Genomic DNA, 14,239 nt, shown 5'->3' with positions numbered 1-14,239 from the left:
ACCATGTTCCCGGCCTCCTTGGCGGCCGAGGTACCGGTGTTCATGGCCACACCGACGTCCGCCTGGGCCAGCGCGGGGGCGTCGTTGGTGCCGTCACCCGTCATCGCGACCAGCTTGCCGCCCTCCTGCTCCCGGGCGATCAGGGCGAGCTTGTCCTCGGGGGTGGCCTCGGCGAGGTAGTCGTCGACGCCCGCCTCCTGGGCGATGGCCTTGGCCGTGAGCGGGTTGTCGCCGGTGATCATCACCGTACGGATGCCCATCCGGCGGAGTTCGGCGAAGCGTTCGCGGATACCGTCCTTGACCATGTCCTTGAGGTGGACGGCCCCCAGTACCCGTGGCCCGTACTGGTCGTGCACCGCCACCAGCAGCGGGGTGCCGCCGGACGCCGCGATCGCATCGGTGAACATGCGGGCCTCGGTGGGCACTTCGCCGCCGCGCCCGGTGACCCACTCGATGACCTGGGCGGACGCGCCCTTGCGGACCATGCAGTCGCTCCTGTCCACCCACCGCAGATCGACGCCGCTCATCCGGGTCTGCGCGCTGAAGTCGACGTACTCGGCATGCTGCAGCTCCCCTTCGGCGGGCGCCCGCAGCCCGTACTTCTCCTTGGCGAGGACGACGACGGAACGGCCCTCGGGGGTCTCGTCGGCGAGCGAGGAGAGCTGGGCGGCGTCGGCGAGCTGCAGTTCGTCCAGGCCGGGCAGGGGGACGAAGGCGACCGCCTGACGGTTGCCGAGGGTGATGGTGCCGGTCTTGTCGAGCAGGAGGGTGTTGATGTCGCCGGCGGCCTCGACCGCGCGGCCCGACATGGCCAGGACGTTGCGCTGGACGAGCCGGTCCATGCCGGCGATGCCGATCGCGGAGAGCAGCGCGCCGATCGTCGTCGGGATCAGGGTGACGAGCAGGGCGACCAGCACCGCCGTCTGCTGGGCGGCGCCCGCGTAGGAGGCCATCGGCTGCACCGTGACGACGACGAGGACGAAGACGATGGTGAGCGCGGCGAGCAGGATGTGCAGCGCGATCTCGTTCGGGGTCCGCTGCCGGGTCGCGCCCTCGACCAGGGCGATCATCCGGTCCAGGAACGACTGTCCGGGACGGGAGGTGACGCGTACGACGAGGCGGTCGGACAGCACGGTGGTGCCGCCGGTGACACCGGAACGGTCGCCCCCGGACTCGCGGATGACGGGCGCGGACTCGCCGGTGACCGCCGATTCGTCGACCGCGGCGACCCCTTCGACCACCTCGCCGTCCGCCGGGATCGCCTCGCCCGCCTCGACCAGTACGAAGTCGAAGGGCTGCAGTTCGGCGGCCCCGACGGTCTCGGTGGCGGCGCCCCGGAGGTCGATGCCGACGCGCCAGTTGTCCCGCAGCCGCCGGGCCGTGATGTCCGTACGCGCCTTGCGCAGCGAGGCGGCCTGCGCCCGCCCGCGGCCCTCGGCGACCGCCTCCGCGAGATTGGCGAAGACGACGGTCAGCCAGAGCCAGCCGCTGATCACCCAGGTGAACACGGACGGGTTGAGCAGCGCGGAGAGCGTGGTGAGCACGGAGCCGCAGGCCACGACGAACAGCACGGGGTTGGTGGCCAGCGCTCGCGGGTGCAGCTTGTGCAGCGCCCCGGGCAGGGACGTCAGCAGCACCTTGGGGTCGAACAGCCCGCCCGGCTCCCGCCGTCGCCGTCGGCGGCCTCCCTGCGCCCGGGCGCCGTGGGGAGGGAGGGAGGCCGTCCCGTCCGCCGGAGTCGGCGGCGCGGTCGGGGCGTGGGGCGGGGCGGGAGCCATGCGGAGACTTTCTGCGAGTGCGGCCTCCTGCGTGGGCGGGCGGCCGGGTGGCCAGGGGGCGGTGGCCGCGGACGGGCGGGCCGGTGGGCGGAGCATGGCGGCTTCGCGCATCCGTCGGCCGTGGGCGAATCTACGGCGGTACCGGGCGGCACAAGCCGTGCCCGGCAAGGAATTTGCGGCTCTCTTACGGGCCGTGGCGCCGGGCACCGCCCGGCCTTACGCAACCTTGACGCCGAGCCGCCCTCCGGCCCCCGGCCCAGGTCACCCGGCGGCCTGGCCGAGCAGGTCGCCGACCGCGCTCAGTACGGCATCCGGGCGCTCCTCGTGCAGATAGCCGTGTCCGGCGTCGTCGAGGATCCGGTGCTCGCCGCGGGGTACCGAACCGGCCAGTTGTGCGTGCAGGGCGCGTTTGGCGTGGTTGATCTCGCGCAGCTCGTGCTCGGACCAGAGACCGGCCTGGGTGGCGTCGTGGCCCAGTGCGGTCAGCACGATCAGCGGCACGTCGGGGAGGGCCGGGCCGTTCCGGAGCTCGTCGGCGACCTCGTCGTAGACATTGCCGCTCTCCTGCCACCCGGTCCGCCACGCGGAGAGGTGGTGTTCGACCAGCGGCTCACGAACGGCACCCGGCCAGCTCGCGAAGAGGGGCGCGAGCCGGGCGCGGGCGAGGCCGAGCTGTTCTTCGGTCAGCTCCGGCAGCTCCTGATCGTTCATCTGCGCCAGCTTGTCCCGCAGCTCCTGGGGTGCGTGGTCGTGAAGGTCCTCGTGGAATGGGTCGAGCAGCAGCAGGCCGGCCACCTCGTCCGGGAAGCGCTGCGCGTAGTGGCGTGCGTAGGCCCCGCCCAGGGAGTGGCCGACCAGCAGGAAGGGGCCGGGCACAGCGGCGGTGCGGAGCAGGTCGTGCAGTTCGCCGACGACCTCGGCGGCGGTCCGGGGGAGCCCGGCCGGAGAGCTCCAGCCGGTGCCCGCGCGGTCGTAGAGCACGCTCGTGGTGAGCTCGGCGACCCGGTCATGGGTGTTCAGGTAGTCCAGGCCGACCATCCCCGCTCCCGGCAGGAACACGACGGCCGGGCCGCCGGTGCCGGAGCGGTGCAGCATCAGTTCCCGCTCCCGCCCGATGCCGTACCGGCGTCCCAGGGGAGGCAGGGGAGGCAGGGGAGCGGGGGCGGCTTCGGTCCGGGCGGTGGGCGAGGGCTGCGGCATGGCCGGCTCCTTGAGGTCGGGTGGGGGTGGCCGGCGCCGGAGGTGATCGGCGCCGGAGAAGATCGGTGAACCATTCTCAGGTTTGAGAACGGTATCCGATGTGAGATCGTACGTCCATGGACACGGTCGACCTGCTGCTGCATCCGGTGCGGCTGCGCATCGTGCACGCCATGTACGGCGGGCGGACGCTGACGACCTCCCAGTTGTGCGCCCTCCTGCCCGACGTCTCGAAGGCCACCGTGTACCGGCACGTCGGCCTGCTCGCCGACGGAAACCTCCTCGAAGTGGTCGGCGAACAGCGGGTGCGCGGCGCCGTCGAACGCCGGTACCGGCTGCACCGGGCGCGCGCGGTGATCGACGCCGACACGGCGGCGTCGGTGTCGCCGGCGGACCACCGCCGGGCGTTCGCCGTGGCCATGGCCACCCTGCTGGCCGAATTCAACGCCTACCTCGACCGGGACGGCGCGGACCCCACCGCCGACGATGTGGGCTACCGCCAGCACGCCGTCTGGCTGACCGAGGACGAGCGGGCCGAGATGATCGGCGAACTGCGCAGCGTGCTCCTGCCCCGGATGGGGAACGAGCCCTCACCGGAGCGCACGCGGCACCTCCTCAGCCCGATCCTGTTCCCCGCCGAGCAAACGCCCCCACAGCCCCCCGGGAAGTAGCCGGGCCGTCGACGATGGGAGGAGGCCCCATGGCGGAGATGCGCCGACTGGTCGTCCTGAGGCATGCGAAGTCCGCCTGGCCACCGGACGTGGCCGACCACGAACGGCCGCTCGCCAAGCGCGGACGGCGCGATGCCCCTGCCGCCGGACGCTGGCTGCGGGACGCCGGCTGCGTACCGGACCTGGTCGTCTGCTCGACCGCCGCACGGGCCCGGCAGACCTGGGAACGCGCCGCCGCCCGCCTCACGGCACCGCCCCCGGTCCGTCACGACCCCCGGCTCTACGCCGCGGAAGCCGACGAGCTGCTGGCCGTCGTCCGCGAAACCCCGGACAGCGTGCGCACCTTGCTGCTGGTCGGCCACAACCCCGCGGCCCAGGACCTCGTACTGCTGCTCGCCGAAGAGGGCCTCGGCGACGCCCTCGAACGGACCCGGGAGAAGTTCCCGACCTGCGCGGTGGCCGTGCTGACCCAGCGTGGCGCCTGGGCCGCGGCCGCTCCGCGGACGGCGCTGCTCACCGACCTGGCGGTGGCGCGCGGGCAGAAGGGCTGAGCGTCACCGGCCCGCCGGTCCCCGTGCGGTGACGCCGCTCGGCGGCCGTACGAAGCCGTCGTTGCCATTGCGTTGCGGCTTCGTTGTCACGAGCGGTGCGTGTCTGCGCGTGCGCGAGAGTACGCCTGTGCCCGGCAGCAGCGCCCACCCGGCAGCCGGTGCCCCGCACCCGCATCCCGCGCTCCGCATCCCGTGAAGGAGTACGCATGACCCCACTCGGAACCCGCCGCGCAGCCCGTTCCACCCGCACCGCCCTGGTGGCACTGGGCTCGGCAGCCCTCCTGGCCGCCGGCGCCGCCGGCCCACCCGCCGTGGCCGCCGCGCCGCAGGGCCGGCCGGCGCGCCCGTCCGCGGTGCTCGACTGGTACGACACGACCGCCGCGACCGTGGCGGCGAGCGGCGTCACCACCCAGGTCACCAACAGCCGTACCTGGGCGGTCAGTTGGCTGGCCGCCGCGCGATCCGTGCGGAAGGTGCCGGCGGGCGTGGGACGGGACGGCCGAAGCGACTTCCAGGACGCGGCCCTCGCGTCCGCCGTGCACGATTCCCTCGTGGTGCTGGTTCCCTCCCGCACGCGGGAACTGGACGCGGCGCTGCGGACGACGCTGGACCGCATCCCGGACGGGCCGGCCGAGTCGGCAGGGGTGGTGGCCGGGGCCCGGGAGGCCCGGTTGGTACTGGTGTCCCGCAGGGGCGACGGCCTCGACCCGGCCTCGGTGAACGCGCCGTTCACCGTGCCGCCGTCGGCGGCCGGCGTATGGCAGCCGACCCCGCCCGAGTACGCGGCCGCCGCCCAGTACGGCAGCCGGCTCGCCCGGCCGTTCCTGCTCGACGGCGCCGACCAGTACCGGCTGCCCGCGCCGCCCGCCCTGGACTCCGCGCGCTACCGTGCCGATCTGGCCGAGGTACGTGCCTACGGGGCGGCGAACAGCGTCGTCCGCAGCGCGCACCAGACCGAGACCGCCACCTTCTGGCTGGGCTCCTCGCTGACGCTGTACACCGAGCCGCTGCGGGTCGCGCTGTCGCGGTCGTCGCAGTCCCCGGCCGCACGGGCCAGGCTCGTGGCGCTCTTCCACGTGGCGCTGGTGGACACGCAGATCGCCACCTCCGACAGCAAGTACACCTATCAGCGGTGGCGTCCGGTCACGGCGATCCGCTCCGGCGGGATCGACCCCGACCCCCGGTGGACGCCGCTGCACGCCACCCCGGCCCATCCGGACTACCCCAGCGGGCACAACACGTACGCGGGTGCGGCACAGACCGTCCTCTCGGCGCTGGTCGGGCCGCGTACGGCACCCTTCAAGCTGACCAGCCCCACGGCTCCCGGGGTGACCCGCACCTACACGGCGTGGCGCCAGCTCTCCGCGGAGAACGCGGACGCCCGGGTCTTCTCCGGGATCCACACCCGCTCCGCCGACGAGGCGGGGATCGTCCTCGGCGAGCGCGTCGCGGCGCACGCCCTCCGCAACGAGGAGCGGCTCTTCGGCGCGGGGCGGCTCTTCGGGGACGGGTGAGCGAGCGGGACGAGAGGGATGAGAGGGGCGCGCGAGCGACGGGGGCCCAAGGCCCGGCACCCCCGGCCTGGCGGTCTCCGTCGCTAGGGCCTGACCCCTCGCACAGGCCCTAGGAGGCCGAGCCGCGTGCCCGGGCGCACTGTTCGAGCAGCGCACGGGCGGCCCGCGTCTGCGGGTGCCCGCCGCCGAAGGCGCGGTCGCAGGCGAGCACCGCCTCCTGTGCCAGCCGGTGCGCATCGTCCCAACCGAGCCTCTCCGGCTTGGTGTTGGTGCCCACCGTACGGTCCAGGAAGCGCACCACCGGTGCCGGAAACATCCCCACACCCCGTGAGCGGCTCGCGCCCTCGTCCCGCAGCGAGCGCACCGCCGCGGCCGTCACCTCCGCATGGGCGAGCCGGACCAGGGCGGTATCCCGTTCGTGGTCGCCGGCGCGTTCGGCCCGGTCCAGGTAGCAGAGGGCGTCGTCGACCAGCGCGAAGGCCTCGTACCACAGGCGCTGGTGCCCCAGCGCCCGTGCGCGATGCATCTGGGCCAGCATGCGCGAGGGATGGGCCGCTCCCAGGACCCGCCAGCGCAGTCCCGCGGCCGCGTGCAGCAGCCGCTCGCACTCCGCGTAGTGCCGCCGCCCGTACAGGGCGTTCGCCAGGGCGTGCTGGACGTCGGCGATCTGTGTCAGGACGTGGCAGTCGGCCGGGGAGAGCCGGCTGAGGAACGGGCCTTCGGCGTTCTCCCGGAACATCTCGGCAAGGCTCGGGCCGGTACGCCCGGCAAGCGAGAGCCCGCGCCCGCCCGCCTCCGTCTCCGCCCGGGCGAGCACCGGCCGCAGCACCGCCTCCGCCTCCCCGAAGTCCCCGCATTCCACATGGAGTTGACCGAGCGCCAGCCCGTCGGCGAGCTCCGCTCCGGCGGTCGACTCCACGATCCGGACCGCGAACGACAGCCCTTCCGCGTACCGTCCGGACCCGGCGTACGCGTCCCGTACCCGGCGGGCGACGGCGGCCGCCCGCGCCGGTGCGTCGCCTAAGCGCCACAACAGCGCCATCGCATGCGGAGCGAGCAGATCGAGGAGGGCCGGCGACGCGCCGTCGGGGGAGCGCAGCAGGGCATGGTCGAGCAGAGCCGCGGCGTAGGTGCACAGCCGGGTGCGCTCCCCGTCCGTCAGCTCGCCTGCCGACTCCGGCTCCGACTCCGACTCCGACGCCGGTTCCGGCCCCGACGGCGACTGCGGCGGTGCGACGGCTGCGGCGCCCGCCGGTACGCAGGGAACCGGCGGCTCACCGTGCGCCCCGCCGCGCGCACCCGTGACGTTCGGCAGCTTGCGCAGCTCGGCCGCCACCTGTTCCACCGGCAACTCCGGCATCCGGACGGCGGCGACGGCCTCGGGGGACAGGACGGACACCGGAAGCGGCGCATCGGCGAAGCAGGACAGCAGACGGACCAGTGAGAGCCGGGCTCCCTCTCTTGCCGGGCGGGCCTCTCCCCGCTCGTGGATGTGCAGGTCACGGGCGGCCTGGTAGATCCGGGCCCGCTCGTGCGCATCGGCCCGGAAGGACGCCCCGTCGCTCATGAACCCTGTACCCGCATATCGCGTCCCGCCTGGTAGATCCGGGCGTTGCCGTCCGCGCGCGCCTGCAACCGCGGGCCGGCCGCGGGGGTTTCGGCGGGCAGGGCGCCCCTGGCCGCCTCCAGCACCCGCCTGAGCTCGTCGGCGGCCGCCGGATCGTCCCGCAGCACACGCAGCAGCCGCCGCTGCCACTCACCGGCCAGTTCCCGCTCCGTCGCCTCGCCGTCGTCCCCGTCGCGGGCCTCGACGAGTTCGCAGCGCGCCTCCTCCAGCTCCCGGCCGACGGCGTCGGCGTCGGCGGGCCGCACCCGCCGCCACAACGTGACCACACCTTCGCGCGCCTGCCCCCAGGCCTCGGTCACCATCAGTCCGACCAGCGCCGTACCCGCACTGGCAAGCATCGGATCCATCGCTCCACCGCCCCCTCAGACCGTCCCTGCGGACCACTGGACGCGTAGTCTGCTACGCCCGGCGAACCGGCTCAACAAGGCTGCGGGCAACCGGCACCGGCCCGAACGGCGGGGTCCTGCCGCGCCGCGGTCCCCTCAGGGCGAGCCGTTCTCCCGCCCGTCCCCCCAGCCGTGTTCCAGCCGGGCGAACACCTCGTGCAGGGCGCGTCCCGGGTCGTCGTGCCCGCGGACGAGGCGCGGGCTCTCCATGACGAAGTGGGCCAGGGCGGCCGCGCCGATGTCGCCCGCGGGGGCTCCCGTCTCCTCGGCGATGGCGGCGGCCAGGGCCGTCTCGTGCCGCAGCCACATGCGGTGCATGTGGTCCTGCAGTGCGGGGGTCGACTCCACCAGTTGCCGCAAGGCGCGGAAGTCCGGGTCGTCGCCGGGGACGGACAGCCGGGTTCGCGCCACGTGGTCGCGCAGCGCGGTCAGGACGGACTGGCCCGGGGCCCGGTCGCGTACGGCGGCGATCAGGGCGGCCTCGTGGTCCTCGTCCTCGTCGAAGACGAGCGCTTCCTTGCTGGGGAAGTGCTTGAACAGCGTGGTCACCGAGACATCCGCCGCCTCCGCCACGTCCCGGACGCCGACGCTGTCGTAGCCGTGCTCCAGGAAGAGCCGCAGCGCGGCGTCCGCCAGGGCCTGGCGCGTCCGGGCCTTCTTGCGCTCGCGGCGCCCCGCCGTCTCGGTCATGCGGTCCACCCTACCCCCTGCGGTTGACCTGATCCGAAAGTGCATCCGTTGCACTTGTTTATTCGCTGTGCTGACGTTTTCGCCCTTTCCCGCCGGGGCCGGACGGTGTGCCGGACCGCGCTGTCGAAATCAGGTCACCGGCGTTCGGTTGCGCGGCGAGGGGACTGCAGACGCAAATCCGCCGCGGTACGGACCGCACGGAATTCGGCGCGGCTGATTCCGCTCGCCGTGACCGGTGTGCCCGGCAGCCGCACCCCCGGCGACAGGCGCGATGGCACGGACAAATGGCCGGTTTCCCGGTGTGAGCGGACCCGCCGATACGGCTTGGGTGGAGAGGTCCGCAAGCAGGCTGGATGAGGGGGACGGGTGTACGACTACATCATCGTGGGGGCCGGTTCGGCCGGCTGTGTGCTGGCGTCCCGGCTCACTGAGGACGACGACGTCCGCGTTCTGCTCGTCGAGGCGGGACCGGTGGACGATGCCCCGGAAATCCATATTCCGGCGGCGATGGGCAAGCTGTTCCAGACGAAGTACGACTGGCGCTATCTGAGCGAGTGCGAACCGGGACTCGACGGACGCCGTCGCTTTCTGCCGCGGGGCCGGATGCTGGGCGGCTCCTCGTCGATGAACGCGATGGTCTACATCCGCGGCAACCGGCACGACTACGACGCCTGGGCCGCCGCCGGCGCCGAGGAGTGGAGCTGGGACGACGTTCTGCCCTACTTCCTGCGCGCCGAGGACTTCCAGGGGCGCAGATCGCCCTGGCACGGGACCGGCGGACCGCTCACGGTCAGCGAGGGCCGCTCTCGGAACCCCCTGATGGCCGCCTATGTGGCGGCAGCTCAGGAGGCCGGCCACCCCTACACCCCCGACTTCAACGGTCCCGAACAGGACGGCGTCGGCTACTACCACCTCACGCAGCGCGACGGCATGCGCTGCAGCACCGCGGACGCCTACCTGCGGCCGGCCCTGGAGAGGCCGAATCTGGAGGTGCTCACCGGGGCCCAGTGCACCCGCGTCCTGTTCGAGGGCGCTCGCGCGGCCGGTGTGGAGCTGGAGCGGGGCGGCGAGCTGCGCCGGCTGCGCGCCGGACGGGAAGTGGTGCTCTCGGCCGGTGCGTACAACTCCCCGCAGCTGCTCATGCTGTCGGGCATCGGCGTGGCGGACGAACTGGCGGCCCGCGGCATCACGCCCCGGGTGGACCTCCCGGTGGGGGAGAACCTGCAGGACCACCCGCACGTCGGCCTCTCCTACCTGACCGACACCGAAACCCTGCTGACCGCCGAGTCACCGGACAACATGCGCCTGCTGCAGGACGAGGCCCGCGGCCCGCTCACCTCCAACGTGGGGGAGGCCGGGGGGTTCCACCGGAGCCGCGAGGGCCTCGATGCCCCCGACATCCAGGTGCACGCCACCCCCGTGATGTTCCACGAGGAGGGCATCGGCCCCGTCTTCGACCACGCCTTCATGGTCGGCGCGGCCCTGCTCACCCCCACCAGCCGGGGCAAGGTCTCCCTGCGGTCCACCATGCCCAGCGCCCAACCGCACATCCTGCACAACTATCTGGCCACCGAGGAGGACCGCACCACGATGGTGCGGGCGCTGCGGATGCTGCTGGACATCGCCGACCGGCCGAGCCTGCGCAAGCACCGCAGGGCGGACTTCCGCGTCCCCGAATCCCTGACGGACGCCGGCCTGCTGGACTTCGCACGGTGCGAGCTGCAGACCCTGTACCACCCGGCGGGGACCTGTGCCATCGGCCCGGTCGTCGACTCCCGGCTCAGGGTGCACGGGGTGAGCGGGCTGCGGGTGGTGGACGCCTCCGTGATGCCCACCGTGGTGCGGGGCAACACCAACGCGCCCACCATCATGATCGCCGAGAAGGCGGCCGACCTGATGCGCGAGCTGCCGGCACCGGCCTGATCCGTACGGCGGGGACCGACTGTCCGGCGGTGCAACGGAGTTTGACGTGCCGTCGGCGAAATCGCCCTAAGTGGGGCGGAAATACCTTGAGTGCCCTTGCTCAATTCATTACGGCAAGAAACGTACGCAGCTGTGCGGTAAGAGATTCAATTATCCGCTTCCGCCGCCGGACGCCGTGAGTTACTTCACAGTACGAATCCGTCGGCGGGAGTGCGATAAGGGCTTCGTGTGCCTGATCTTTCCTATTCTCCTTCGCGGTATCTGGTTACACTCACGGCCCATGCGAACCGCTACCCCCCACAGCATTCGCACCCGTAAGCAACGCAATCGTCCCGTATTTGTCGACACGTCAGGCAGGCGTCGACGTTTACTGGGACACGCGGCGTTGACCGTAGGGTGCATGTGCACCGGATATCTCGTGATCCTCGCCGTCGTGTTCGGCGGCCTCCAGCAACCGGACGCAAAGCCCGCGCCGGGAAAGGCCGATCCGCTCCCGCGGCACACCGCTCGCCATGAGCCCGGTGTTCCGGCCGGCGCCCATCCCTCGGCGTCGCCCGACCACACCTCCGGACCGGCCGTACCCGTCGGGCACCACACGCCCCGGCCCCCCGTCGACACCAGACCTGCTCCGTGAGAACCCCTCGCACGTGGCATGTCCCCTCGACAGAAAGGGCCCGTTGTGGCGTTGTCAGGGCAGGCGCGGCACGCGCTGCGCCACCCCCCACGCTGGCACTGGATACTCCTGCTGCTGATCCTTCCCATCGTCGCCACCTCACTGCTCTTCGAAGGCTGGACCACCCACGAGGTCGACGGCGCCCGGACGCGGCACGCGTGTACCAGCCCCATACCGAAGTCCGCCGACAACGGGGCCCCCGTACTGCGGGTCACCCCCGGCGGCGCCGAGACCGCGCAGATGCCGCACCGGACCGCCGCGCTCACCTTCGACGGCGGACCCGACCCGGTGTGGACACCCCGGCTGCTCGACCTGCTGCGCACCCAGCACGCGCACGCGACGTTCTTCCTCTACGGAACCCAGGCGGCCCGCCATCCCGAACTGGTGCGCCGCATCCGCGACGAGGGTCACGAGATCGGCTCGTACACCTACACCGGCGGCGACCTGGGCAGCGCCTCGCCGCTCCGCGCCCAGCTGGAACTCTCGCTCACCCAGACCGCCCTGGCGGGAGCCGCGGACGTCAACACCCGGCTGCTGCGGCTGCCGCACACCACCACCGCCGACACCATGTGCGGTGCGGAATGGACCGCGGCGCGACGCGCCTCCGCGCAGGGGTACCTCCTCGTCGCCGCCACGCACCGTTCCCGGAAGCCTCCGCAGGGCGTGGTACGGCAGTTCAGCCACACCGCCCTCGGGTACCAGGAGGCGAAGAACCTGCTGGCCGACCCGGACGTGGGACGGTTCACCACCGTCACCCGCGGGCTCGGCCGGCCCTCGCTCACCACCGCGGCCTCGCTGCCCGAGCACGCCCAGGGCAAGGCGCTGATCTGGACGCAGTCCATCGGGCACGCCTTCGCGCGCTCGATGACCTGGGCGCTGGGGATCGCCGGCGGGCTCGGCGTGCTCCGGCTGGTGCTGCTCGCCTTCCTCGCCCGGGTGCACGTACGACGCCGGCGCAGACACCGGTCCGGCGCGCCCTGGCTGCGCGAGGTGACCGAGCCGGTGACGGTGCTGGTCCCCGCGCACAACGAGGAAGCGGGCATCGAGGCCACGGTGCGCTCACTGCTGGCCTCCACGCACCGGGACCTGCAGATCATCGTCATCGACGACGGGTCGACGGACCGTACCGCGGAGCTCGCCCGGGGTATCGCCGATCCGCGGGTGACGGTGGTCCAGCAGCCCAACTCCGGTAAGCCCGGGGCGCTCAGCACCGGCTTGAGCTACGCGCGTTGCGACATCATCGTCATGATCGACGCCGATACGGTCTTCGAACCGGACGCCCTCCACCGGCTGATCCAGCCGCTCGCCGACCCGACGATCGGCGCGGTCAGCGGAAACACCAAGGTCGGCAACCGGCGCAGCCTGCTCGGCAGATGGCAACACCTCGAGTACGTCCTCGGGTTCAACCTGGACCGGCGGATGTTCGAGGTGCTGGAGTGCATGCCGACGGTGCCCGGCGCCATCGGCGCCTTCCGCCGGGACGCACTGACCGCCATCGGCGGCATCAGCGACGACACCCTCGCCGAGGACACCGACCTCACGATGGCGCTGTGGCGGGTGGGCCGGCGGGTGGTGTACGAGGAGACGGCCATCGCCTGGACCGAAGTGCCCAGCACCTTCAGCCAGTTGTGGCGTCAGCGCTACCGCTGGTGCTACGGCACCCTGCAGTCCATGTGGAAGCACCGCCACGCCGTCCTGGAGTTCGGCCCCGCCGGTCGCTTCGGCCGTCGCGGACTGACGTATCTCGCCCTGTTCCAGATCGTCCTGCCGCTGTTCGCGCCGGTCGTCGACGTCTTCGCCCTGTACGGGGTGTGCTTCGGCGACACCGCGCAGGCGATCGCGGTCTGGCTCGGCTTCCTCGTCGTCCAGCTGATCACCGCCGGGTACGCGCTGCGCCTGGACCGCGAACCGCTCAGTGCCCTGTGGGCGTTGCCGCTGCAGCTGTTCTTCTACCGGCAGCTGCTGTACCTCGTCGTGATCCAGTCCGTGGTCACCGCCCTGCTCGGGACCCGGCTCAAGTGGCACCGCATGCAGCGCACCGGCACCGCCAACCAGCACCTGCTCGACGAGCCCGTGCCGCGCCTGACCGGCCTGTCGTCGAAGTGACCGAGGAGAGTGAGAAATGAGCGACCCGCTGGGCCGGTGGGCCGGCAGCGACCTGGCCGACGCAGGCGGCGCCCCGCCCCCGGGCGAGCCCGGAGCGCCACCCCCCGGGCGCCGGTCCCACCGCTCCCGCCGACGGCGGCCACTGCGGCGGACGGTCATCGCGCTGCTCGTCATGCTGCTGGCCGTACCCGCCGGGACCCTGGCCTGGGCCGACAGCCAGCTCAACAGCGGTGTCGACCTCGGCGCACCGGAAGCGCGCGGGCGGACCGGCAAGGGCACCACCTACCTCCTCGTCGGATCCGACAGCCGCACCGGCCTCACCGACCGGGAGAAGAAGGACCTGCACACCGGATCGGCCGGCGGGCGGCGGACGGACTCGATGATCCTGCTGCACACCGGCTCGGCCGGCACCACGATGGTGAGCCTGCCGCGCGACTCGTGGGTGACCGTCCCGGCCTACACCAGCCCGATGACCGGCAAGCGCCATGGACCCGCGAAGAACAAGCTCAACGCGGCGTTCGCGCTCGGCGGCCCCCGCATGCTGGTCCGCACCATCGAGCACAACACCGGACTGACCATCGACCACTACGTGGAGGTCGGATTCGCGGGCTTCGTCAACCTCGTCGACGCGGTCGGCGGCGTCCCGATGTGCCTCGACCGGGATCTGAAGGACGAGAAGTCCGGCGCCGACCTGAGGAAGGGCTGTCAGACGCTGGACGGCACGACGGCGCTCGCCTTCGTGCGGCAGCGCCACCAGGAGGCCCAGGGCGACCTGGGCCGCACCCGCAACCAGCAGAAGTTCCTGTCCGCCCTCGCCCACCGGGCCGGGACACCGGGCACCCTGCTCAACCCGTTCGCCCTCTTTCCCGCCGTGAACGCGGGCCTGGACACGCTCGTCGTCGACCGCAACACCGGCCTGCTGGACCTCACCTCGCTGTTCCAGGCCCTCCGCGGGGTCACGGCCGGGCGCGGCAAGCAGGTCAACGTACCCGTGGCCGCCGTCGGCATCCCCACCCCCAAGGGCAGCGCCGTGCTCTGGGACGCGGTGCGGGCGGGACGGCTCTTCAGCGAGCTGGGCGACGACCGGCCGGTCAGCCTCAAGGACGGGACGACCCGGTGAGGG

At 72.6% G+C, this 14,239-nt stretch carries 12 protein-coding genes; 7 read left to right on the top strand and 5 right to left on the bottom strand.

The window, feature by feature from the left end; translation table 11 throughout:
- Positions 1-1,778 (bottom strand): potassium-transporting ATPase subunit KdpB (kdpB, locus tag ACWD6P_RS25180; protein ID WP_451446433.1); only part of this gene is annotated, 1,778 nt, incomplete at its 3' end.
- Positions 1,779-2,039: 261 nt separating this feature from the next.
- Positions 2,040-2,978: an alpha/beta fold hydrolase gene (locus ACWD6P_RS25175; RefSeq protein WP_451446432.1), complete on the bottom strand. Its 939-nt coding sequence runs from the start codon at positions 2,976-2,978 to the stop codon at positions 2,040-2,042.
- 116 nt (positions 2,979-3,094) lie between these two features.
- On the opposite strand from ACWD6P_RS25175, the gene ACWD6P_RS25170 reads away from it, so the two are divergent.
- The 3 genes from ACWD6P_RS25170 to ACWD6P_RS25160 all read left to right on the top strand — a co-directional run bounded on the left by ACWD6P_RS25170 (position 3,095) and on the right by ACWD6P_RS25160 (position 5,711).
- Positions 3,095-3,646, top strand: a complete 552-nt coding sequence (locus ACWD6P_RS25170) for a helix-turn-helix domain-containing protein (protein WP_451446431.1) — start codon at positions 3,095-3,097, stop codon at positions 3,644-3,646.
- Between the two features lie 29 nt (positions 3,647-3,675).
- On the top strand, positions 3,676-4,197 hold the full coding sequence (locus ACWD6P_RS25165) for a SixA phosphatase family protein (protein ID WP_451446430.1): 522 nt from the start codon (positions 3,676-3,678) through the stop codon (positions 4,195-4,197).
- 206 nt (positions 4,198-4,403) lie between these two features.
- Positions 4,404-5,711, top strand: coding sequence for a vanadium-dependent haloperoxidase (locus ACWD6P_RS25160; protein ID WP_451446429.1), 1,308 nt, complete (start codon positions 4,404-4,406; stop codon positions 5,709-5,711).
- Positions 5,712-5,820: 109 nt separating this feature from the next.
- On the opposite strand, the gene ACWD6P_RS25155 is transcribed toward ACWD6P_RS25160, so the two are convergent.
- The 3 genes from ACWD6P_RS25155 to ACWD6P_RS25145 form a co-directional block, all read right to left on the bottom strand.
- On the bottom strand, positions 5,821-7,278 hold the full coding sequence (locus ACWD6P_RS25155) for a hypothetical protein (protein WP_451446428.1): 1,458 nt from the start codon (positions 7,276-7,278) through the stop codon (positions 5,821-5,823).
- On the bottom strand, positions 7,275-7,685 hold the full coding sequence (locus ACWD6P_RS25150) for a hypothetical protein (RefSeq protein ID WP_451446427.1): 411 nt from the start codon (positions 7,683-7,685) through the stop codon (positions 7,275-7,277). Before ACWD6P_RS25150 ends, ACWD6P_RS25155 begins: the two co-directional genes overlap by 4 nt.
- A 135-nt stretch (positions 7,686-7,820) precedes the next feature.
- Positions 7,821-8,414 carry a TetR/AcrR family transcriptional regulator gene (locus ACWD6P_RS25145; protein ID WP_451446426.1) on the bottom strand — a complete coding sequence of 198 codons (594 nt, stop codon included), beginning with the start codon at positions 8,412-8,414 and terminating at the stop codon, positions 7,821-7,823.
- Positions 8,415-8,780: 366 nt separating this feature from the next.
- Between ACWD6P_RS25145 and ACWD6P_RS25140 the strand changes: the two genes are divergently transcribed.
- The 4 genes from ACWD6P_RS25140 (at position 8,781) to ACWD6P_RS25125 (ending at position 14,236) form a co-directional block, all read left to right on the top strand.
- On the top strand, positions 8,781-10,337 hold the full coding sequence (locus ACWD6P_RS25140) for a GMC family oxidoreductase (RefSeq protein WP_451446425.1): 1,557 nt from the start codon (positions 8,781-8,783) through the stop codon (positions 10,335-10,337).
- 400 nt (positions 10,338-10,737) lie between these two features.
- Entirely contained in the window at positions 10,738-10,971 is a 234-nt protein-coding gene (locus ACWD6P_RS25135; protein ID WP_451446424.1) for a hypothetical protein, read from the top strand.
- An 18-nt stretch (positions 10,972-10,989) separates the two neighbouring features.
- Entirely contained in the window at positions 10,990-13,116 is a 2,127-nt protein-coding gene (locus ACWD6P_RS25130; RefSeq protein WP_451446423.1) for a bifunctional polysaccharide deacetylase/glycosyltransferase family 2 protein, read from the top strand.
- Positions 13,117-13,132: 16 nt separating this feature from the next.
- The gene (locus ACWD6P_RS25125; RefSeq protein ID WP_451446422.1) at positions 13,133-14,236 is read left to right on the top strand and encodes an LCP family protein; all 1,104 of its coding nucleotides are present in this window, start codon (positions 13,133-13,135) and stop codon (positions 14,234-14,236) included.
- Positions 14,237-14,239: the final 3 nt, after the last annotated feature.

The organism is Streptomyces sp. NPDC002446 (genome assembly GCF_053595675.1).
Note: the sequence above shows the minus strand (reverse complement) of the source record. Positions and strands in the feature narration are given on the sequence as shown.

What these genes read in the sequence shown, in the direction of transcription:
- ACWD6P_RS25175 (WP_451446432.1), bottom strand. Translation starts at nt 2,978, where the DNA reads ATGCCGCAGCCCTCGCCCACCGCCCGGACCGAAGCCGCCCCCGCTCCC.
- ACWD6P_RS25170 (WP_451446431.1), top strand. Translation starts at nt 3,095, where the DNA reads ATGGACACGGTCGACCTGCTGCTGCATCCGGTGCGGCTGCGCATCGTG.
- ACWD6P_RS25165 (WP_451446430.1), top strand. Translation starts at nt 3,676, where the DNA reads ATGGCGGAGATGCGCCGACTGGTCGTCCTGAGGCATGCGAAGTCCGCC.
- ACWD6P_RS25160 (WP_451446429.1), top strand. Translation starts at nt 4,404, where the DNA reads ATGACCCCACTCGGAACCCGCCGCGCAGCCCGTTCCACCCGCACCGCC.
- ACWD6P_RS25155 (WP_451446428.1), bottom strand. Translation starts at nt 7,278, where the DNA reads ATGAGCGACGGGGCGTCCTTCCGGGCCGATGCGCACGAGCGGGCCCGG.
- ACWD6P_RS25150 (WP_451446427.1), bottom strand. Translation starts at nt 7,685, where the DNA reads ATGGATCCGATGCTTGCCAGTGCGGGTACGGCGCTGGTCGGACTGATG.
- ACWD6P_RS25145 (WP_451446426.1), bottom strand. Translation starts at nt 8,414, where the DNA reads ATGACCGAGACGGCGGGGCGCCGCGAGCGCAAGAAGGCCCGGACGCGC.
- ACWD6P_RS25135 (WP_451446424.1), top strand. Translation starts at nt 10,738, where the DNA reads ATGTGCACCGGATATCTCGTGATCCTCGCCGTCGTGTTCGGCGGCCTC.
- ACWD6P_RS25130 (WP_451446423.1), top strand. Translation starts at nt 10,990, where the DNA reads ATGTCCCCTCGACAGAAAGGGCCCGTTGTGGCGTTGTCAGGGCAGGCG.
- ACWD6P_RS25125 (WP_451446422.1), top strand. Translation starts at nt 13,133, where the DNA reads ATGAGCGACCCGCTGGGCCGGTGGGCCGGCAGCGACCTGGCCGACGCA.